This is a genomic window from Gemella taiwanensis (assembly GCF_054054385.1).
Genome location: NZ_JBSMTL010000008.1, coordinates 1 through 22,554, shown reverse-complemented (window position 1 = coordinate 22,554; position 22,554 = coordinate 1). Strand labels below are relative to the sequence as shown.

11 protein-coding genes are annotated in these 22,554 nt (G+C 31.9%); 5 read left to right on the top strand and 6 right to left on the bottom strand.

The window, feature by feature from the left end; all coding sequences use genetic code 11:
- The first annotated feature begins 256 nt into the window (after window positions 1-256).
- On the top strand, window positions 257-574 hold the full coding sequence (locus ACWOA3_RS06410) for a DUF1904 family protein (protein ID WP_003147927.1): 318 nt from the start codon (window positions 257-259) through the stop codon (window positions 572-574).
- 72 nt (window positions 575-646) lie between these two features.
- On the opposite strand, the gene ACWOA3_RS06405 is transcribed toward ACWOA3_RS06410, so the two are convergent.
- From ACWOA3_RS06405 to ACWOA3_RS06395, 3 genes are all read right to left on the bottom strand, one after another.
- Entirely contained in the window at window positions 647-2,377 is a 1,731-nt protein-coding gene (locus ACWOA3_RS06405; RefSeq protein WP_456884817.1) for an ABC transporter ATP-binding protein, read from the bottom strand.
- Complete coding sequence (locus ACWOA3_RS06400) at window positions 2,367-4,121, bottom strand: ABC transporter ATP-binding protein (RefSeq protein WP_456884884.1); 1,755 nt, start codon at window positions 4,119-4,121, stop codon at window positions 2,367-2,369. The genes ACWOA3_RS06405 and ACWOA3_RS06400 overlap by 11 nt, the downstream gene beginning before the upstream one ends.
- Before the next feature lie 277 nt (window positions 4,122-4,398).
- Complete coding sequence (locus ACWOA3_RS06395; RefSeq protein WP_456884815.1) at window positions 4,399-5,013, bottom strand: ribonuclease H1 domain-containing protein; 615 nt, start codon at window positions 5,011-5,013, stop codon at window positions 4,399-4,401.
- Between the two features lie 454 nt (window positions 5,014-5,467).
- Here ACWOA3_RS06395 and ACWOA3_RS06390 point away from each other — a divergent pair, with 454 nt between their 5' ends.
- The 3 genes from ACWOA3_RS06390 to ACWOA3_RS06380 all read left to right on the top strand — a co-directional run bounded on the left by ACWOA3_RS06390 (window position 5,468) and on the right by ACWOA3_RS06380 (window position 13,648).
- Window positions 5,468-11,488, top strand: a complete 6,021-nt coding sequence (locus tag ACWOA3_RS06390) for an LPXTG cell wall anchor domain-containing protein (RefSeq protein WP_456884813.1) — start codon at window positions 5,468-5,470, stop codon at window positions 11,486-11,488.
- Window positions 11,489-11,761: 273 nt separating this feature from the next.
- On the top strand, window positions 11,762-13,066 hold the full coding sequence (gene murC, locus ACWOA3_RS06385) for a UDP-N-acetylmuramate--L-alanine ligase (protein ID WP_456884811.1): 1,305 nt from the start codon (window positions 11,762-11,764) through the stop codon (window positions 13,064-13,066).
- A gap of 63 nt (window positions 13,067-13,129) precedes the next feature.
- Window positions 13,130-13,648 carry a DUF948 domain-containing protein gene (locus ACWOA3_RS06380; RefSeq protein WP_456884810.1) on the top strand — a complete coding sequence of 173 codons (519 nt, stop codon included), beginning with the start codon at window positions 13,130-13,132 and terminating at the stop codon, window positions 13,646-13,648.
- Between the two features lie 160 nt (window positions 13,649-13,808).
- Here the strand turns inward: ACWOA3_RS06380 and ACWOA3_RS06375 are convergent, their stop codons facing one another.
- Both ACWOA3_RS06375 and ACWOA3_RS06370 read right to left on the bottom strand, forming a co-directional pair.
- Window positions 13,809-14,252, bottom strand: coding sequence for a DUF3021 family protein (locus tag ACWOA3_RS06375; protein ID WP_003147935.1), 444 nt, complete (start codon window positions 14,250-14,252; stop codon window positions 13,809-13,811).
- A gap of 11 nt (window positions 14,253-14,263) precedes the next feature.
- Window positions 14,264-14,698 (bottom strand): LytTR family DNA-binding domain-containing protein, encoded by a 435-nt coding sequence (locus tag ACWOA3_RS06370; protein ID WP_456884808.1) that lies wholly within the window; start codon window positions 14,696-14,698, stop codon window positions 14,264-14,266.
- Window positions 14,699-15,021: 323 nt separating this feature from the next.
- Here ACWOA3_RS06370 and mscL point away from each other — a divergent pair, with 323 nt between their 5' ends.
- Window positions 15,022-15,390, top strand: coding sequence for a large conductance mechanosensitive channel protein MscL (mscL, locus tag ACWOA3_RS06365; RefSeq protein WP_442566286.1), 369 nt, complete (start codon window positions 15,022-15,024; stop codon window positions 15,388-15,390).
- A 139-nt stretch (window positions 15,391-15,529) separates the two neighbouring features.
- Here the strand turns inward: mscL and ACWOA3_RS06360 are convergent.
- The coding region (locus tag ACWOA3_RS06360; RefSeq protein WP_456884807.1) for a Rib/alpha-like domain-containing protein at window positions 15,530-22,554 on the bottom strand (7,025 nt) is incomplete at its 5' end.

The following is a 22,554-nucleotide window of genomic DNA, read 5'->3' as shown; positions in this document are numbered from 1 at the left end:
ATACCACATTCCCTATCTTAATAATAACATTTGTAAGTAAAATAAGCAAAAAATTACTCTAGTTTTTTTTCTAATCAGCTAAAAAACATAATATTTTCATTAGATTACAGATATAGTAAAAGTTATCTTCATTTATTATAAATTAAAATTTAATTTCATATATACACAAAATTATTATTTAGATATATTTTTCACCAAAAATGTGGTTTTATATGATATAATTAAAGAAAACGAATTCAAAAAATGGAGGTTTATTATGCCACGTATAGTTGCTAGAGGATTTAAAAAAGAAGATTTAAAAAAAGTTAGTGCTGAACTTTTCGACACAATCGCAGAAATAATCGAAAGACCAAGAGAAGCATTCACATTAGATTTAATCGAAAGTGTTGCAATTCTTGATGGAGAAGAAATTAGCAGAGCTAATCTTGAAATCGGTTGGGTTCACCGCCCTGTAGAAGTTTGTGAGAAAGTCGCTACTGCTGTAAACGAACTTTTCAAACCATTAGGATACGAAACTGTAATGATTTCATTTAAAGATATCGATTTAGCATACGAGTTTGTATTCAAAAAATAACTATTAAAAAAGGAGTGATCCGAAAATCAGAATTCAGCAGAATCTGTTTTTACGAATCTCTCCTTTATTTTTTTATCCTTTTACCTGAGTTTCATACATTTTTTTGTAGCTTCCCTCAAGAGCTAATAATTGTTCATGAGTTCCATTTTCTATAACTTTACCTTTTCTAAGGACGTAAATCATATCAGCATTTTTTATCGTAGATAACCTATGAGCTATTATAAGGGTTGTTCGTCCCTGTTTTAATTCTTCTATAGCTCGACTTACATTTTGTTCTGTTTCACTATCTATATTAGCCGTTGATTCATCTAAAATTAAGATTTTCGGATTTTTAGCCAGAGCTCTCGCTAAACAAATAAGCTGCTTTTCTCCTGTAGAAAAGTTACTACCACCAACTTCTACTTTTGAACCTAACGAGCGATTTTCTAAAATAAAATCTCCTCCAACTCTAGCCAAGGCCTCTCTGGCAATCTTTTCATCATTTGAAGTAGTAATATTTTCCAGTAAAGACCCTTCAAATAAAAATGAATCCTGAAGTACTATAGCCGTTTTTTCTCTTAGATACTCCTTACTATAATCATTTATATTTCTGCCATTTATTAGGACATTACCTTTAGTCGCACTGTAAAACTTAACAATTAAGTTCATTATAGTACTCTTACCGCTTCCTGTATGACCTACAAAGGCCACAGTTTGATTCTCTTTGATTTCAAGATTCAAATCTCGAAGAACATAAAAATCATCTTTATAAGAAAAATATACGTCTTCGAATTTAATATTTCCTCGGAAATCATCCTCGGTAATATCGTTGTGACTGTCTTCCTCAACTTCTAGCTTAAGTATCTCTTGAATATTTATAGCCGAACCTTGCGCTCTGATATAATTAGAAATCCCCATTGTAAAGTCTGCGATTCTATAAATTATATCAGTAGTATAATTTATAAATAGATATACCATACCCAATGTAATACCATAAACATTATTAAAGTGTGAATACGAATAGTAATAAACAATACCTATGAAAATCACTATTCTAAATACTCCAGTTATATTATGAAGTAATAGACTATCTACTAGATTTAATTTTTTCCAATATTTATATCTTTCTTCATTATGTTTATTCCAATCTTCAATACTCTCTTTCTCTTTATTAAAGGCTTTGATGATTTCTAAATTTTGATAATTTTCATTTATAATCCCATTACTTTGAGAAAACTTACGTCTATATCCCTTAATACTATCTATAGATAACTTGTTGTATAGTTTTAAAATCACAAACATTACCGGGAATAGCGCTAGCATAAATAATCCAAAGCGTATATCTACATAAAATAATACAATATAAGAAAAAACAATCTTAAGGACAATTATTAATATCTGCACAAATGTCGAAACGAAAAATGTTCTAATTTGGTTTACATCACTTGTTATCCTAGATACTACAGAACCAGCAGGCATATTATCGAAATACTTAATCGGTAGACTTTGAATATGATCGTATACCTGCATCTGAATTCTAACGTAAACCTCGTTAGCACCTTTTACTAAGTAAATATTTCTAATATAGTTAGATATCCCCGAACATAATAGAATAAGTCCATAACCAGCTACTACCACCAATGATTTCAGAATTATCTGACGTGTTAAATCTCCAGTAATTCCATCAAAAACTTTCGACAATACGTACACACCAGCAACACCTAGCCCCACATTTAATAGTGAAAAAACAAAACCTATTATATAAGATTTCTTTGCTTTTTTCATATAAGGAAGAAATTGAAATAACGGATTTTTATTCTTCATTATCTTCTGCCTCCTTATTTTGATATTCATCTAGTTGTTTATACCAAGGGCATTTTTCAAGAAGTTCATCATGTGTTCCGAAACTTAATATTTTACCATTGTCTAATACAACTATTTTATTAGCATGCCTTACTGCAGAAATTCTATGAGCCACTATTATATTAGTCTTACCTTCTCGGGTTTTTTTAATATTTTCTATAATAATTTTTTCTGTATTAGAATCTACCGCACTTAAGCTGTCATCAAGTATTAAGATATCAGGATCAGATAACAATGCTCTCGCTATACCTAGACGTTGTTTTTGTCCACCTGATAAAGATAAACCATTTTCTCCTACAAGGGTATCAATACCATCTTTAAATCTACTAATATCTTTTTCTATGTCCGCTTGCTCCAATACTTCGTCTAACCTATCCTCTAAATCATATCTATAAAACAACACATTTTCTTTTATAGATTTTGAGAATAACTGATATTCTTGTGGTGCGTACCCTATTTTTTCTCTAACAGAGTAATCATAATATCGCTCCATTCCCTTGCCGTCAAGAAGTAGCGTATTTTCTTCTATTGGATATAATCGAAACAGTTGCTTGATAAATGTCGTTTTCCCACTACCAGTTTTTCCTACTACACCTATAGTTTCACCTTTATTAATTGTAAAATTAATATCTTCTAATACATGATTATTATCCTCATAACTAAAATTAAATTCTTTAAATTCAATACTACTATTAAACTCAAAATTACTTTCAGCTAGTTCATTATTAACATCAGCTTTTTTATCAGAGATTTCTAAAACTCTTTTTGTAGCTTGACGAACTTCTATAATCATAATAACTAACTCAGATAAAGCAATGTATGGCCACTGAATCATACCTATAACTACACAGACTGAGATTAACTCTCCTAATGTCATCATATCTAGATTAATAAAATAAAAACCACAAGCTACAGCTATAATATAACTTGTCGCCAACGATACTGTATTAAGTGGTTGATAGACAAGAGTTTTCTTCATGTATTCTTCATTACTCCTAGCATAGCTTCTAAGTTTTCCTACAAAACTATTTCTCACTTTATCTAACAAACTATAAGCTCTAATTACACGAATACCCTTAACATTTTCTAAAGTCTCTTCTGTAATTTCATCCATAGTTTTCGCCATCTTGTTATAATATTTTTCTTGTGCTTTTCGTCTGCTAACTAAATAAATAGTTTGTATAACTAACGGTATGTGAATTAGAAATAAATATATAAAATTCGATTTATTAAATATAAGTATACTTATAAATAAATTATAAATTATTCCATCAAAAATCAATAGAATACCATACCCAAAAAGTGGAGCAATATAATTTGTAATATCATTGGTAGATCTACTTATTACCTCACCTATACTAAACTTGTTAAAAAACACAGGTGTATGCCCATAAATGTCATGTTGGATATCATATGTCATATCTTTAATAATCTTATCATAACCTATAAACGTGTAGTATTCTTTAAAGAAATAGACTATATATAATGCGATCCCAGCTAAAATTATTCTAAGAATTTCATTAACTACACCATTAAAATCAATATTACTACTCGCTATACCATCAACAATATAACTCAATCTATCAGTTGGATATAACGTAAAATAATAAGATGCTATCGAAGCTACCAATGCAATTATTATACGTTTTTTATCTCTATATATAAGACGAGCTATCTTATTTAATATTTGTTTATTATTTATCATTGCATTCACTTATTCACCCTCTTCCTTCTAGAATTCAATTATATTTTAATAATTATAACACATTTATCTTTTAAGGTTTAATAAAAAACAAGGGAGTGACTCAAAAATCGTGATTTCTTAAGAAACAAGATTTTGTCGAGTCACCCCCGCACAGTTTATTAGATATCTAAAAAGCTTTTATAAAGTGAATTTAGATATCAATAAACCACTGCGTCTATGAGTTCTCATATGAACTTTGTTAAATTTTAGGACTTTTGGGTCTGCCCCTTACTTTATCTTACTTAGTATTTTCTTTTTTAAATTGTTCGATAGCCTCTTTTGCAAGCTTATCCACTTCTTCATTCAGCTCTATTCCGGTATGAGCTTTTACCTTCACAAAATTAACTTTTACCGCTGTCTTCACCTTATTATAAAATTTTACATAATCTTGAGTATAAGGAAGATTTGCTTTCCAATCTCCAACAGCCCATGCTTCTATCCCTTGATAGTCATAAAACAATGTAATCTCTTTAATCTTTTTATCGACAGCATACCACATAACAAATTTAGCTGCTTCCAATTCTCCCGCAACATTATGTAATTGTGCATAATCTTCACGATTTCCAGCATGTTTATATTCATATTTTTCATCGCCATCTACTATAACTACACCTGAACCATATATGCCACTAACTCTGTCAAAACTACCATCAATATAAGCATACACTCCATCAACTTCTTCAATATTTTCTTTTTTTTCTTCATTTCTTTCTAGGAAAGCTTCAGCTTCTGATAATGTTTTAAAACTTTTATAAACCGCACCTTTAAATCCAGTCACCTGCTCTTTACATTCGTCCCAAGTTGAGAATATTCCTGTTTTTTTACCTTTTTTTACTGCATAAAATTTCGCCATCTTGCTCTCCTTATAAAAATATTTCCTTTTAAATTATACTACATGAAAAATATTAAGTAAATTTTTAAAAAGAAAATTTAAAACAGACTAAGAAAAATTATTTTTTTAGTTTAGATACATTTTTGAAACAAGAAAAAACTACAAACAAGCCTATACAAATATTTCCTTAACTTTTTAATAAATAATAAAAAAACTAAATTTGAAATATTATTTTAAATTAGTAAGTATAATTTTTATTAATTCATAAAATTTTATTTTATTTTCCATATAAAAGATACTGATAATCTATTTCATTTGAAACGTTTTTATGTTATAGTATAGGTGTCTATTATTTTTAAAGGTTGATTTAATAGTGTTTATGTAAATAGTTTTTATAGTATCATGTATTTTTAATCAACTCTAGAAAATTAATATTAGAATAAATTATTATATTATATACAAAAGGAGAATATCCATGAAAACAAATAAATTATTAAAATCTAGTATGGGTGTTGCATTGGCACTTACTATATCTTCTATCACAGCTCAAGCTTGGCCAACAAATAGCAATATAGCAAAAGCTGATTTCGGAGATAAAGCAGCTACTGAACAAACTAAGGCTGAACTAAATGAAATAATAAATAAAATCTTTAACGATCAGTCTATCACAAATAGATATTTAGGAACTACTTTTTTCCACAAAACTTCTAACTTCCCATATTACCACGTAACATTTGAAAATCATCAAGTTCCAGATGATGTTATCGATACAACTCCTTGGTATAATATGTGGAGCGAAGCTGCTGCTGCAAAAGCAAAACTAGATGCTAATTCTTATACAGAAAAAACTGCACAAAATGCAATTAACACTTTAAAATATTATATTCAACTTTATAACTTCGATGTGAATCACGATTTAAAAGATGACGGTTTTTACACTACTACTGACTTCAAAACACCAACAATGGTAACTGTTTCTAGCGATGGTCAACAAGATTTCTATAAAAAAGTAGTTGATAACAAAGAAGAAATTAAAAATCTATTTAAAGAGTCTTTAGTAGGTATCTACAAACAAGGGCAAGATATTGAAATTAATCTTGTTGCTAACCCTGATAAAGTTAGTAAAATTACAAGCTTTGTTGTTAATAAAGTTTCTGGTTTAGATACAAATGTTAAACTAGGTCCTTCTGCTGAAGATCAACACCTTGTTGCCTTTAGCGTTCCTGGCGAATTAAAAGCTGAACAATTAGTTGTTTCTAATATGACTTATATTGATAAAAATGGAGTCAAACAACAAACAGGTCCATTTGCTTTAGATATTAACTACTCAGCTGCTAAAAAAAGTAATGAAGCTATCCCTAAATACAGAGAAAAATTAGACGAAAAAATTCAAAATTGGATTGATCGTGGTAATAAAGTTAATGAATGGTTACTAACAAAAGAGAATACTTCAGATACAGCTGCAGACTTCTCACAAAGAGCTAAAATTAGCGAAGCTATAACAAAACTACAAGAATTAAAACGTTCAGATAGTGCTAACTACGATAAACTTTATGAAATTTCTACTCCTATTCATGAAATGGAAGACATTGCAACATTAAGAGAGGTTCTAGATATTAAAGTTGCAAAACTATTAGAATTCTTTGATCTTTATAACGAAAAAACATACACTAAAGAAAGTATCGAAAACTACAAAAATTACATTAAGAGTGTTCCTGCATTAAAAAATACAAGAAACATAAAAGAATTAGTTCAGCTAATAAAAGACTTCGACAATGCTAACTTCACTTACTTAAGATACAATACTACAGAATTACAACGTATCATCGGCATTGCAGATAAAAAAATAAGAAGTGAATACGAACCTGTGTCTCTTGAAAAATTTGATCAAGCATTAAATCACGCTAAAGACTGGATTAACCAAACAAACAGTTATAACCCTCAAATCAATGAGACATCAGACCTTGTTAAACAATTAACTGAAGCGATAAATAATCTTACTACAAAAGATGGTAGAAAAGGAGAACCAGTTCCTGCCGCACCTGTTGAAAATACTACTAAGCCAGCAGAGCCATATAATGTAACTGCAAAATTCGTAGAAAGAGGTAGCGACAAACCTATTAAAACAAGATACAGTCGTGATTTAACAGAACTTATAAAAAATGTAGAAGTTCACGAATTAGGAAATGGTAAAAACGAAGTAATATTGACATTAGAACCTAAAATCATGGGTGGAGCTATCGATTTTGCTCTAGCAGACACTTTCAAATACAATAGTCTAGGAAATACAGATGCCGATGCCGTTGTTTTAGAGACAAAAAATATTGGAGGTCGCGACTACCCTACTAAATTAAAACTTACAGTCGATGCTACTAAGAAAAATATTGAAATAGCCCTTCTAGGAAACTTCAATTTTAAAGATTCATTCTCATTAGGAAAAAATGGAATCGATAACTTTACAAGTCCAACAGATTTATATATCGATTACTCTACAAAATTAGAAGCTAAAAAAGAATCACCTCTAAAAGCTTCTTTAAGAGATAAAATTAATTACTACACAAGTAATACAGTCCAAGATAACTATAAAGATTTAAAACCAGTGTTCAAAACTTCATTCAATCAATTAATTACTAAGGCTCAACAACTTTTAAATAGTGATTCACTAACTAAAGACGAAGTAGATAACATTATTAATAAACTTTTAGATGAAACTACTAAATTAGATTCATTGGCTAACCTTCATAAATCACTACAAAATGCAAAAGAACAGTATGAAAATGATTGGAAGAACAACTCACACTTTACTAGCGAAAGTAAAGCATTAGTTAAAGAAAAATTAGATGCAGTTGAAAGTAAAATAAACTCTCTAGATCCAGTGGATATAGAAGGCAAAAAAGAAACTTACTCAAACGAATTCGACAAAGAAGGAACTGTAACAGTATATAAAAAACTAGATGAACTAACAGGAGAGGTTCAACATTTAGGAGACTATCTTCGCATCAATACTGAAGAACTTTCTAGAGAAATTAAAAAAGCTGAAGAAGCTTACAACAATTTCAACAAAATTACTCAATCAAAACTTAAACTTAAACAATTAATAGATGAAGCAAAAGCATATGTTGAACATGCCAAACTAACACCTGATTCTAATGATACTGACGATCAAGTAAATACTGATTTGACAGATTACTACAAAGAACAATTCAAATTTGCTATAGAAGACTTAAATGCTTCTCAAAACCCTGAAGCAGAACAAGTTTCAGCTAAAGAACAACTTAAGAAAAAAATTGCAGAAGTTGAACTGATAAAACAAGGTAAAAAAGAACCAGCAGCCTTTGTTACTTTAACTAATGAGCTAACAAAAGCTAAAGAATTATTAAACAATGATTCTTCTACTGAAGAAGCGTTACTAACTGAATTAAACAAATTGAATACTGCTGTGAATGCATTTAACAATTCTGCTGATTTAACTCAAAATCAACCAAGTAATCCATCAGAATCTCCTTCTACAAATTCTAATAATAAAGTTCAATTAGAAGGTTCATTATTAAAACAAGATTTAACTAGCCCTTCTATGGCAAATGGAATTATTAAAAACGTATATCTAGTAACTGAAAATGGAAAAAATTACTTAGAATTAGATCTTGTTCCTATGAATAATGGAACAACTAATGTTGCTGTTATGAGTAAACTTACATATTTTGATGGTAATACTGAAAAAGATGTTCAAGTATTAAAAGAAGATACTGCCGACGTTACTTACAATAATGTAACTAATTCTTATAAATATCCTTCAAAAATTAGAATACCTATCGAAGGAAAACCATCTACAATAAAACTTAACACTTTTGCAAGCAGTACATTATTCGGTACTGACAAGCATGAAAACATAGCTGTATTATCTGTAAAATATCCTAAAGAAAATGCTGTTATCACTGCAGATAAAAAACAACTAAACGCACTATTCGAAGCTACTACAAGTAAATACTATGATAGTTGGAATAATGTATTTAAAAATGCAAACGTGAGCCAAGATATGGCGGTAATTAAAAACTTCGGTAACAAAATCAACGCTGCACAAAATGTATTGAAAAATAATACAGCCAGCACAGAAGAAATTTCTACTGCATTTACTGAACTATCAGATTTAAAAAATCAATATGATTTACTTATTCAACTAAGAACTTCAAACGCTGAAGCTGTAGCTAACTTCAATTCTGATAAAGACAGTAAAAACTACAGTGAAGAAAGCATCAACGCTGTAGATAGCTATCTTCAAGGTAAAATCGATAAACTAGAAGATTTAGTGCACAACAACCCTAAATCTAATGAAATTTTGAAATTATTTAATGATGTTCAAACATACTATAACCTTCTTAGATATGACACTTCAAAACTAGATGAAGCTGTTAAATCAGCCAACGATAAACTTGCTGCTAATAAATATACAGATGAATCTAAAAATAATTTAACTACAGCTATTAGTAAAGCAACTGAATTCATAAACAAAGCTAAAGAAACAAGAAATCTAGAAGACACTCGTTCTAGTTTATTAAAAGAAATCGAAGAAGCGGTTAATGGATTGAAAGAAGCACCTGCTCCTGAAGCAAATAAACCAAGTGACAACACTGATACATCTAATAATAATGAGACTAATAAACCAAGTGATAAAGTTGATACGCCATCTAACAGCGAAGTTAACAAACCTAACGACAAAGTTGACACTCCTTCTAACAGTGATGCCAACAAACCTAACGACAAAGTTGACACTCCTACTAACGGTGATGTCAACAAACCTAATGATAAAGTCGACACTCCATCTAACAGCGAAGTTAACAAACCTAACGACAAAGTCGACACTCCATCTAACAATGATGCCAACAAACCTAGCGACAAGGTCGACACTCCATCTAATAGTGATGCCAACAAACCTAACGATAAAGTTGACACTCCTAGCGATAACAAACCAACTGAAAATGATAATGATGAAGTTGCGAAAAAATTTGCTACTGAAAGAGCAAACCTTCTTTTACCTTTAGAAACAGCTAAAATCTTAGTTAATGATGACAAAGATAAAGAAGGAATTAATAAAGAAGCATATGCTAAACTAAAAGAAGCCACAGAAAAAGCTCAAAAAGTATATGATGAAGAAAAATCTATAGAGAAAATTTTAGAAGAAAAATCTAACATAGATAAAGCATTAGAAGAGTATACTAAACATAAAAATGATAAAGAAACTGTCCCAGGAAATAATAAACCTGAAGATAAGCCTGCTCCAGATAATAAACCTGATAATAATTCAAGTAATAATGGAGCTGTAGACAGTACAAAACCAAGCGACAATTCTAATAATAGCACAGCTAATGATAATGTAAATAACTCTTCAAATAATACTAATAACAATTCTACTGAAGTAAAACCTGGAAACAACGAAAACACAGGAAATAACAAACCTGAAAATAAACCTACTCCAGATAATAACCCTGCTAATAATTCAAGCAATAATGGATCTGGAGATAATACAAAACCAAGTGATATTTCTAATGGTAGCACAGCTAATAATAATGCAAATAACTCTTCAAATAATGCTAATAACAGTTCTACTGAAGTAAAACCTGGAAACAACGAAAACACAGGAAATAACAAACCTGAAAACAAACCTACTCCTGATAATAAACCTAATAATAATTCAAATTCAGGAAGCACTAATACGAACAACAACGTGACACCATCTGAAAATATAATAAACAATATATTCTCAAATGATGCTTCAGGAGTTAAAGTTACTTTAACTGATAAAACAACTGCAGCAAAACTTTCTGCAACTCCTGTAGAAGATAAAGCTTTAGCAATTTCAGTTCTAGAAAAATTAAACTTACCTGCAGACAATCAAATCAGAATATTAGATTTAAAACTTTTAGACAAAGACAATAATGTAGTTAATTCAAAAGCAAAACGTACAGTAGCCATTGTCTTAAAAGAAGGTGAAAAAGATGTAGATGTTTATCACATAAAAGATAACGGAGAGTTAGAACATATAAATTCAACTATAAAAGACGGAAAAGTGACATTTGAAATAGATCACTTCAGTAAATTTGCAATAGTTTCTAATAATTCTAAGCAAAATAATGAAAACAGCGGTAATACTTCAAATAACAATAATACGGCTATCGGCAATGATAATCATGATGCAACTCACAATTATTATAATAGCGGTAATAGAGGTATTGCGCATAATGATTCTAACGTTGGTAATACTTCTGCTTCAGAACATAACGATTCAAATAACAAACAAACTTCTCCTACAGTGCAAAATAATCAACCTACTCAAATTACACCATTAAATAGTAGTGTAACATCAAATATCAACAATTCAAAATCAGGAAAACACTTAGCTAAAACTGGGCTAACAAATAATAACTTAGCTTCATTAGCTGTAATCGGACTAGTATTAAGTGGCGCACTATTACTTGGTAGAAGAAAAAATAGAAAATAATCTTATTTCTAATATAAATTTATTAAATTAACTCTAAGAGAGGCAATTTTGAAAACTTACTTCTTAATTGCCCTCTTTTAAAATTGACTACACTATATGTGAAAAGTTATTAATTCTAAAATGAAAATATAGAAAAAATTTGAAAGTATCCTATCAGAAATAAACTCCTATTTATTGAATTTTTATCAGTTTTGTTGTAAAATTGAATTGCTTATGAAAAAAATATTACAGAATTTTTTTTATTTTATTAATGAAAACTTAGGAGATACTATAATGAGTAAATATCATTTTATAGGTATTAAAGGTTCCGGAATGAGTTCTCTTGCACAAATTGCTTATGATATGGGTAATGAAGTGCAAGGTTCAGACGAGGAAATATACTTTTTTACACAAGAAAAATTAGAACAAAGAAACATCCCAATGTACTACTATGGGGCAGAAAATATTAAAGAAGGATATGAAGTAATTCTAGGGAATGCTTTCGACGAAACACATGTCGAATATAGAAGAGCTAAAGAATTAGGTTTAACTACTTACACTTACTCTCAATTCCTTGGTAAACTTCTTTCTGAGATTCCTTCAATCGCAATCACAGGAGCTCATGGTAAAACTACTACAACTACTATGACAAGTAATATTTTTAAACACAGTCACGTTACTTCATACCTAATCGGAGATGGAACTGGACACGGTGAGAAAAATTCAGAGTATATGATAGCTGAAGCTTGTGAATACTACAGACACTTCTTAGCATATCATCCAGATTATGCTGTTGTAACAAATATTGACTTTGACCACCCAGATTATTTTAATGACGAACACGATATGTTTGATGCATTCCAAAGTTTTGTAAATCAGGTTAAAAATACAGTTGTTATTTGTGGTGATGATCGCTTAGCTTCGCAACTTAAACCTGCACATGCAAAAACTATAAAATATGGATTCAACGATGGAAATGACTATCAAATAAAAAATGTCCAAACTACATCAGAACATAGTAAATTCGACATTTACAAAAACTCTGAACTACTTGGAACATTTACTATGGCAGTATTTGGATTACATGATATCTCTAATGCGACATCAGCTATTGCTTTAGCCGACCTAAATGGAATTAGTGTAGAGAAAATTCAAGAATCTCTTAGTCAGTATAAACCTGCAGAAAGACGATTCAGTGAACACAAAATTGGAAATAGTGTAGTTGTAGATGATTATGCTCACCATCCTAGTGAAATTAAAGCTACAATCAATAGTGCACGTAGAAAATATGCTGATAAAGAAGTTATCGCAATTTTCCAACCACATACATACACACGTACAGCTAAATTCTTAAACGAATTTGCTGAGAGCTTAGAGACTGCAGACAAAGTATTCCTTTGCCCAATCTTTGCTTCAGTACGTGAAAAAGAAAAAATTGTAGGTATTGAAGACTTACAAAAAGTGACTAAAGGTTCTCAAATTATAAATAGTGAAGAAGATTTCGATAAACTAAACTTTGATAATAGTGTATTTCTATTTATGGGAGCAGGAAATATCAATAAACTTTGCCACAAATTTATAGAACAAAAATCAAAATAATTAGTTGTATTTATAATAAACTTAAAATATAATTGATTATAATAACCCAAGGAGGAAAACTTTATGTTAGATATAAACTGGTTAATTTTAGCATACGCTGGAATCTTTTTAGCAGGTGTTGGTGTTTTAATTCTATGTATAAGTACTGCTGTTACACTTAAAACTGTTAGAAAATCTGTAGTTATTGCTACTGAATGTGTAGAAGATGTTACGAACATCGCAGAAGATGCTCTTGCTCTTGCTAAAGATTTAAATGAAACAGTTAAAAAAGTTGAAGGTAACTTAGAGCCAATTATGGCAGAAACTAATATTTTATTACAAAACACAAACATCCTAGCTGAAGATTTACAAGTTAAATCTGAAAAATTAAATCCACTATTCAACTCAGCAGAAGGATTAGCATCATCAATCAACGGATTACAATCATCTGTTGATAATATGAAATCAAATGTTACTGGATTCAAAAAAAATACTGATCAAAAAATAGAAAATCTTTCTGAAAAAATAGAAGAAAATAAAGCTAAAGCTTCTAATCTACTTAATAAATTTTTAAAGAAAGATAAAGTTGAAGTAGAAAAATAATATTTTAATTAGAATAAAATAATAATTCAAAATAACAAAAATTAAAAAATATTTTATATCAAGTATTCTTTAAAAAGTATTTTATAATCTGTTATAAAATTTAGAGGAGCGACACAAAATAATTAATTTGTGTTGCTCCTCCTTTGTTACTAGCGAAATCTTATCTATTATCTCTTAATTTTATATTTATCTCACTTATACTATTTTTAACACTAAAATATCGAACTATTCCTATTAAAACATAAACCACAGTAGCTGTAATCAGCATTAAAATTAAAGTAGTAAGACTACTAAACCATTTCAAATAATAACCCGCTAGCACAAGTGGTAACATAATAAGAAAATAATGTGATACAAATACTATTACTATGTTATCATTTAACTTACTTTGAAATACTTTACCAGCTAATCCTTGTAATAAACCTAAAATAGCATATACTAAGGTTTGAATTAATACTGCCGTATTTAGATTATCAAAACTCTGAATATACAATGGCATACCAGGATAAAACTGACCATATAAAATACCAAATATTAGATTAATAACATTTCCTACTCCTATCCCTAACAACATAAATATTACAATTTTTTGAAATAATTTCATTTTAATACCTCCTATAATCTTAATTTCATCTTAAATTCTTTTAACATTCTACGTGATACATAACTTATATCTGAATTTTTATAATTTATAACTATTGTTCCTCTTAATCCTAAATCTAAGCTATGAATATATTTAACATTAGCTATTTCACTTTGAGATATTTTTATAAAATCCTTAGTTAATGTACTCTGCACTTCATATAATTTTTTTCTAACAATAAATCTACCTTCAACTGTAACTACATATACTTTTCTATCTTCAACATATACCCTTATAATATCCTCCATATTTAATAAACGTACTTTGTCATCTAAAACTCCTATAAAGTAACCTTCCTTATTTTCTATATAATTCACTAAGTTTTGAATCTCATCATTCACTTTATTTGTTGATATAGTAACTATTGTTTCTCCAAATTTCTTATCTATATTTAATTCAACTTTCATATCTTTAGCTCCTTTCATAATTATATTTTATATAATAAATATTTAAAAATCTATAGATAATGCATATTCGGTTAGTTTTCTTGTTTATTCGGTAATTTATATACTAATTACAAATACAGTATATTTTACTTAATAAATACATATATTATTTTTAAAAAAATATAAATAATTTATAAAAAATATATTTAAATAATATGACAATTAAGATTAGAATACGTTTACTTAATTTTTTTTTATTTTTTTTAACTTTATACTTGATTTTATTTCAATTTTGATATATTATACTGAGGTATTTAAAATTTTATAGAAGGAGAATTATTTTTATGTTAAACGAATTTAAAAAATTTGCATTTAAAGGAAACGTATTAGACCTAGCTATCGGGGTTATCATGGGGGCAGCTTTCGGTAAAATCGTAAGTTCATTAGTAACTGACGTTATGATGCCACTTATCGCTCTTATTTTCCCAGCTAAACCAGACTTCACTAACTTAGCTTGGCAAGGTATTAAATACGGTAACTTTATCCAAATCACAATCGACTTCTTAATCACAGCAATCGCAATCTTCATCTTCGTTAAAGCAATCAACACAGCTAAAGATAAAATGTCTAAAGAAGAAGCTGAAGAAGAAACACCAAAAGTTGATGCTAAAGAAGAACTTCTTAAAGAAATCCGTGATTTATTAAAAAAATAATAGGTTAAAATTTTAAGGTCTGACAATGTCGGACCTTTTCTTTTATAATCAAATAGAGAATCCTTTGGAGATAATCATTTCCAAGGGATTCTTTTTCTATATAGGTTTATAACTTTTAAACTTCTAAGGAAATTTAAAATTAATCTTCTTCGTTTTTACGACGTTTTATTGCTGCAAATAGACCTACTATTGCTAAACCTAGTCCTGCTAATTCACTATTATTTGTAGTTTCACCTGTATTAGCTAAACGTTTATATGTTTTTCCAAATCCACTAGATTTCACTAGCTCAATATTTCGAGAATTAGCTTGTGTTACTCGTACTTTATTAATCACATTATTAGCACGTTTTCTGAAGATATGTGTAACAACATCCCCAGATTTACTAACTTCTGTTCTTATAAATTCATAACCTTCTATTTCACCATGATCAAATGCCTTATTTTCTTCACCAAGTTTGGTTGGAGCTTTAGCATCCGCAGGTTTCAATTCATTGCCATTCTCATCGATCCATCTAGTAATAATAAGTTTATTTTTTTGTACCTCTGGTTGAACTTCTGGGTCTCCGTTTACTCCCCCACTGAATTCTGGTAACATTGGTTGAACTTCTGGCTCTCCGTTTACTCCTCCGTTGAATTCTGGTAACGTTGGTTGGACTTCTGGGTCTCCGTTCACTCCTCCATTGAATTCTGGTAATGTTGGTTGGACTTCTGGGTCTCCGTTCACTCCTCCACTGAATTCTGGTAACGTTGGTTGGACTTCTGGGTCTCCGTTCACTCCTCCACTGAATTCTGGTAACGTTGATTGGACTTCCGGATCTCCATTCACTCCTCCACCGAATTCTGGTAACATTGGTTGAACTTCTGACTCTCCGTTTACTCCTCCACTGAATTCTGGTAACATTGGTTGAACTTCTGGATCTCCGTTCACTCCTCCATTGAATTCTGGTAACATTGGTTGAACTTCTGGCTCTCCTTTTGCAGTTTGTTTATTAGCTATAATTGTCACATCGACTTCATCTACCGTTCCATCTGGATATGTGATAGTTATTTTTGCAGAAATATTCCCTGGAATATCAGTATTAGGAACTGTTCCATCTTTCCACTCTATTCTTGTTCCATCTGGTAGTTCTTGTACATTTCCTATACTATCTTTCGCATTTGGAACATCTCCATTTGTAATAGTTTGTGGTTTCGGTTGTGGATTGTAATCGTCTTTTTGTGGTGTTACTTCTACTGTTACTGTAACTTCTTCCGTACTATTATCCGGGTATGTTATTAATACTTTTCCTGATTTGCTTCCTGGTGTTGTATTCGTATCTGGTTTTTCTACCCATGTGTACGTTGTACCTTTTGGTAGGTTCTCAGTGTTGATACTTCCTTCTGCGCTTGGGTCACTTCCGTGTTTTGCCGTTTGTCCTGGTTGTTTCGCAGTTGGATTATATGTATCTTTTTGTTCTTTTACTGTAATTGGTACTTCGACTTCGTCTACTGTTCCATCTAGGTACGTTACTAACGCTACTGTTGGATGATTTCCTGGTGTACTTACATCTGGATTTGTTTTCCATGTGATTGTAGTTCCACTTGGTAAGCCTGTTTTATCTACACTGTCTTCTGCGTTTGGTACTGTGCCGTTGTCCACTGTTTGTGGTTTCGGTTGTGGATTGTAGTCGTCTTTTTGTGGTGTTACTTCTACTGTTACCGTTACTTCTTCTGTACTATTATCTGGGTATGTGATTAATACTTTTCCTGGTTTGCTTCCTGGCGTTGTATTTGTATCTGGTTTTTCTACCCATGTGTACGTTGTTCCACTTGGTAAGCCGTCCGTATTGATACTTCCTTCTGCGCTTGGGTCACTTCCGTGTTTTGCCGTTTGTCCTGGTTGTTTAGCCGTTGGTGTGAATGTATCACTTTGTTTCTTAACTGTAATTGGAACGGTTACTTCGTCTACTGTTCCATCTGGGTACGTTACTAACGCTACTGTTGGATGTTCTCCTGATGTGTTCACTACCGGTGTTTCTTTCCATGCGATTGTTGTTCCGCTTGGTAATCCTATTTTGTCTACACTATCTTCTGCGTTTGGTACTGTACCGTTATCCACTGTTTGTGGTTTCGGTTGTGGATTATAGTCGTCTTTTTGTGGTGTTACTTCTACTGTTACCGTTACTTCTTCTGTACTATTATCTGGGTATGTTATTAATACTTTTCCTGGTTTGCTTCCTGGCGTTGTATTTGTATCTGGTTTTTCCACCCATGTGTACGTTGTTCCTTTTGGTAGGTTCTCAGTGTTGATACTTCCTTCTGCGCTTGGGTCACTTCCGTGTTTTGCCGTTTGTCCTGGTTGTTTAGCCGTTGGTGTGAATGTATCACTTTGTTTCTTAACTGTAATTGGAACGGTTACTTCGTCTACTGTTCCGTCTGGGTACGTTACTAACGCTACTGTTGGATGGTCTCCTGGTGTGTTCACTACCGGTGTTTCTTTCCATGCGATTGTTGTTCCGCTTGGTAACCCTGTTTTATCTACACTGTCTTCTGCGTTTGGTACTGTGCCGTTGTCCACTGTTTGTGGTTTCGGTTGTGGATTGTAGTCGTCTTTTTGTGGTGTTACTTCTACTGTTACCGTTACTTCTTCTGTACTATTATCTGGGTATGTGATTAATACTTTTCCTGGTTTGCTTCCTGTCGTTGTATTTGTATCTGGTTTTTCTACCCATGTGTACGTTGTTCCACTTGGTAAGCCGTCCGTATTGATACTTCCTTCTGCGCTTGGGTCACTTCCATGTTTTGCCGTTTGGTTAGGCTGTTTAGCCGTTGGTGTGAATGTCTCACTTTGTTTCTTAACTGTGATTGGTACTGTGACTTCGTCTACTGTTCCGTCTGGGTACGTTACTAACGCTACTGTTGGATGACTTCCTGGTGTACTTACATCTGGATTTGTTTTCCATGCGATTGTTGTTCCGCTTGGTAATCCTGTTTTGTCTACACTATCTTCTGCGTTTGGTACTGTGCCGTTGTCCACAATTTGTGGTTTCGGTTGTGGATTGTATTTTCCTCGCATAGACCAAACTGTAATATTTACTAAAATTGATGTTGAATTTCCAGCTTTATCTCTTGCGATTATAGTTACACCATACATCGTATTGTCGGATTTAATTTTCGGTACTTCTTGTACACCTTCCTTGAAAACAATTGTTCCAGTAGGTTCATCAAAAGCTAAGAATGAAGGCATATTTCTTACTTCAATCGTAGAAATTCCACTTCCATTTGCATTGTCTTCTGCTTTAATCTTCATCACAGGTAAAGTTTTATCTAATGCAGTTATTTCCCAGTTTTTATTTTCTTCTGGAGTTAAAATTGTCGGATTTGTCACATCCTTGACTTTCAATGGAATTGTTACTTCTTGTTCTGAACCATCAATATATGTCACTTTGGCTTGAATTGTTTGATCTCCATACGCCACTGTATTAATTGGTGTTTTTGATTCTACTTTTAAGATTTTCGCATTACCATTCTCACCTTTACCATTAGTCGTATTAACTGCTCCTTTTAACATATCAGATGTTACTTCTTCATTTTGATTTACTTCAATTTGTGTTCCAGTCGCAGTATATTCTTCACTTACTTTTCTTACAGTTACATTTACTGTAACTACATCTTTGGAACCATCTGGATAAGTGATTTCCACTTCTCCTGTTGTTGAACCTGGTGTATTAACTACTGGCGGTGTTTTCCATGTCACCGTTGTTCCATCTGGTAATCCTTGTTTATTTACACTATCTTCTGGATTTGGTGTTTGTCCGTAGTTTACCGTTTGATCATTTTGTTGAGGATTAGTCTTCGCACTTATTGAAGATACTGTAATCTTCGCAGCTCTTGTGCTAACATTTCCTGCGTTATCTTCAACACGAATATTTAAATTAAATTCTTTACTTGGAGTATTCTCTGATAGTTTTTCTACTTCTTGTTTTCCAGCCTTAAATTTAATTAATTTAGTTGCATTATCATATTCTAAGTAATTAGGAAGTCCTTCTACACTTACTGTTTTTATGCCACTTCCATTCGCATTATCTTCTACCCTTACTTGCATATTTGGTAAAGTTTTATCTAATGCAGTCATTTCCCAGTTCGTATTTTCTGTTGGAGCTGTAATAGTTGGTGGAGTTACATCTTTGACTTTTAATGGAATTGTTACTTCTTTCGTTGTTCCGTCTTTAAATGTTACTGTCGCAGTAATATTTTGATTTCCATAGTTAACCGTGCTAATCTCCGCTTTTGATTCTACTTTTGAAATCTTATCAGTTCCATCAATATTCCCTACTTTTGATGTCGCCGTCACTTTGGCTTTTAATTCATCATTTGTTACAGGAGTATTTTGGTTTACTACGATTTCATTTCCAGCTACATCATACTCATCATTAAGTGCACGAACGTTAACCGTAACATTAACAGTATCTTTACTACCATCAGGATATGTAACAGTCACTACTCCCACTTTATCCCCAGGACCTTGTGTCGTACTTGGTTTTGTTTCCCATGTATAAGTTGTTCCTGCAGGTAAACCAGATTTGTTAATACTTGCTCCCGCATCTAATTCTTCTCCATAACTTACTATTTGTTTGTCTGGATTCGAAGTTGCTTCATATTTTGTAGTCATTGACTTCACGGTGATTGTAACATTTGTTGTTGTTTCGTTTCCTGCGTTATCTACTACCGTTATCGTTACATTATGTGGCTCTTCATCTGTTCCTTCTGGTAATTTCGGCACTGATGTTGTTCCCGCTTTAAACTGAATCATCTTAGTTACTTCATTGTATTCTAAGAAATCTGGTAACCCCATTACTGTTGTAGATTTAATTCCACTTCCTCCAGTATTATCTTCACTTGTTACTGAGATATTTGGATTCGTTCCTTCTACTGCGATTAAATCCCAATTCTGTCCATTAGTTGGTGCTTGAATTGTTGGTGCTGTGACATCCTTAACTTTTAATGGAATTGTTACTTCTTTCGTTGTTCCATCTTTGAATGTTACTGTCGCAGTAATATTTTGATTTCCATAGTTAGCTGTGCTAATCTCTGCTTTGGGTTCTACTTTCGAAATCTTGTCAGTCCCATTAACATTGCCTACTTTTGATGTTGCCGTCACTTTGGCTTTCAATTCATCATTTGTTACTGGAGTGTTTTGATTTACTTCAATCTGAGATCCAGTTACTTCGTATTCTGAACTTAGTTCATTTACTGTAACTTTTACATTTACTGTATCTTTTGAACCATCTTTATACGTTACTTCTACTACTCCGTCTTTCTCACCAGGTGTTGTTGTTTCTGGTTTTGTTTTCCAAACGTAACTAGTTCCTTCTGGCAAGTTCGTTTTATTAACACTTGTTCCTGCATCTACTTCTTCTCCATAACTTACCGTTTGTTTTTGTTCATTAGGAGTTGCAGTGTATTTTGTAGTCATTGACTTCACAGTGATTGTGACATTTGTTGTTGTTTCATTCCCTGCGTTATCTACCACAGTTATCGTTACATTATGCGGCTCTATATCCGTTCCTTCTTGTAATTTTGGTACTGATGTTACTCCTGTTTTGAACTGAATCATCTTAGTTGCTTCATTGTATTCTAAGAAATTTGGTAACCCCATTACAGTTGTAGATTTAATTCCACTTCCTCCGGCGTTATCCTCACTCGTTACAGCAATATTTGGATTCTCTCCTTCTACTGCGATTAAATCCCAATTCTGTCCATCAGTTGGTGTTTGAATTGTCGGTGGGGTTACGTCTCTTACTTCAAGAGGAATTGTTACTGTATCTGTTGTATCATCAAGATACGTTACAGTTGTAGTAATTTCTTTCTTCCCTGCTTCAGCAGTGCTGATTGTTCCAACAGGAGTTACAGATTTCACCTTACTAGCGCCATTATTACTAATCGTTACCGCCGCTTTTAGGTCTTCATTTGATACTAAGTCCTTTTGATTTTTAACTATTTTAGTACCTGTTGCTTCATATTCATCACTTAATTTTCTCACATTCACAGTTACATTAACTATATCTTTTGAGCCGTCTGGATATGTAACAGTTACTACTCCTACTTTATCACCAGGACCTTCTGTCGTACTCGGTGATGTTGTCCAAGTATATGTCGTACCTGTAGGTAACCCATCTTTGTTAATACTCGCTCCTGCATCTAATTCTTCTCCATAACTTACTGTTTGTTTTTGTTCATTAGGAGTTGCAGTATATTTAGTAGTCATCGACTTCACAGTAATTGTAACATTTGTTGTCGTTTCATTCCCTGCATTATCTACTACTGTTATCGTTACATTATGCGGTGCTACATCTATTCCTTCTGATAATTTTGGTACTGATGTTACTCCTGCTTTGAACTGAATTGTTTTAGTTGCTTCATTGTATTCTAGGAATTGTGGTAAGCCTGTTACTGTTGTTGTCTTAACTCCACTTCCGCCAGTATTATCTTCGCTTGTTACCGAGATATTTGGATTCGTTCCTTCTACTGCGATTAAGTCCCAGTTTTTATTTTCTGTTGGAGCTGTAATAGTTGGTGGGGTTACATCTTTGACTTTTAACGGAATCGTTACTTCTTGTTCTGAACCATCAATATATGTCACTTTTGCTTGAATTGTTTGATCTCCATATGCCGCTGTATTAATTGGTGATTTTGATTCTACTTTTGAGATTTTCGTATTACCATTCTCACCTTTACCATTAGTCGCATTAACTGCTCCTTTTAACATATCAGATGTTACTTCTTCATTTTGATTTACTTCAATTTGTGTTCCAGTCGCAGTATATTCTTCACTTACTTTTCTTACAGTTACATTTACTGTAACTACATCTTTGGAACCATCTGGATAAGTGATTTCCACTTCTCCTGTTGTTGAACCTGGTGCGTTAACTACCGGCGGTGTTTTCCATATCACCGTTGTTCCATCTGGTAATCCTTGTTTATTTACACTATCTTCTGGATTTGGCGTTTGTCCGTAGTTTACCGTTTGATCATTTTGTTGAGGATTAGTCTTAGAGCTTATTGAAGATACTGTAATCTTCGCAGCTCTTGTGCTAACATTTCCTGCGTTATCTTCAACACGAATATTTAAATTAAATTCTTTACTTGGAGTATTCTCTGATAGTTTTTCTACTTCTTGTTTTC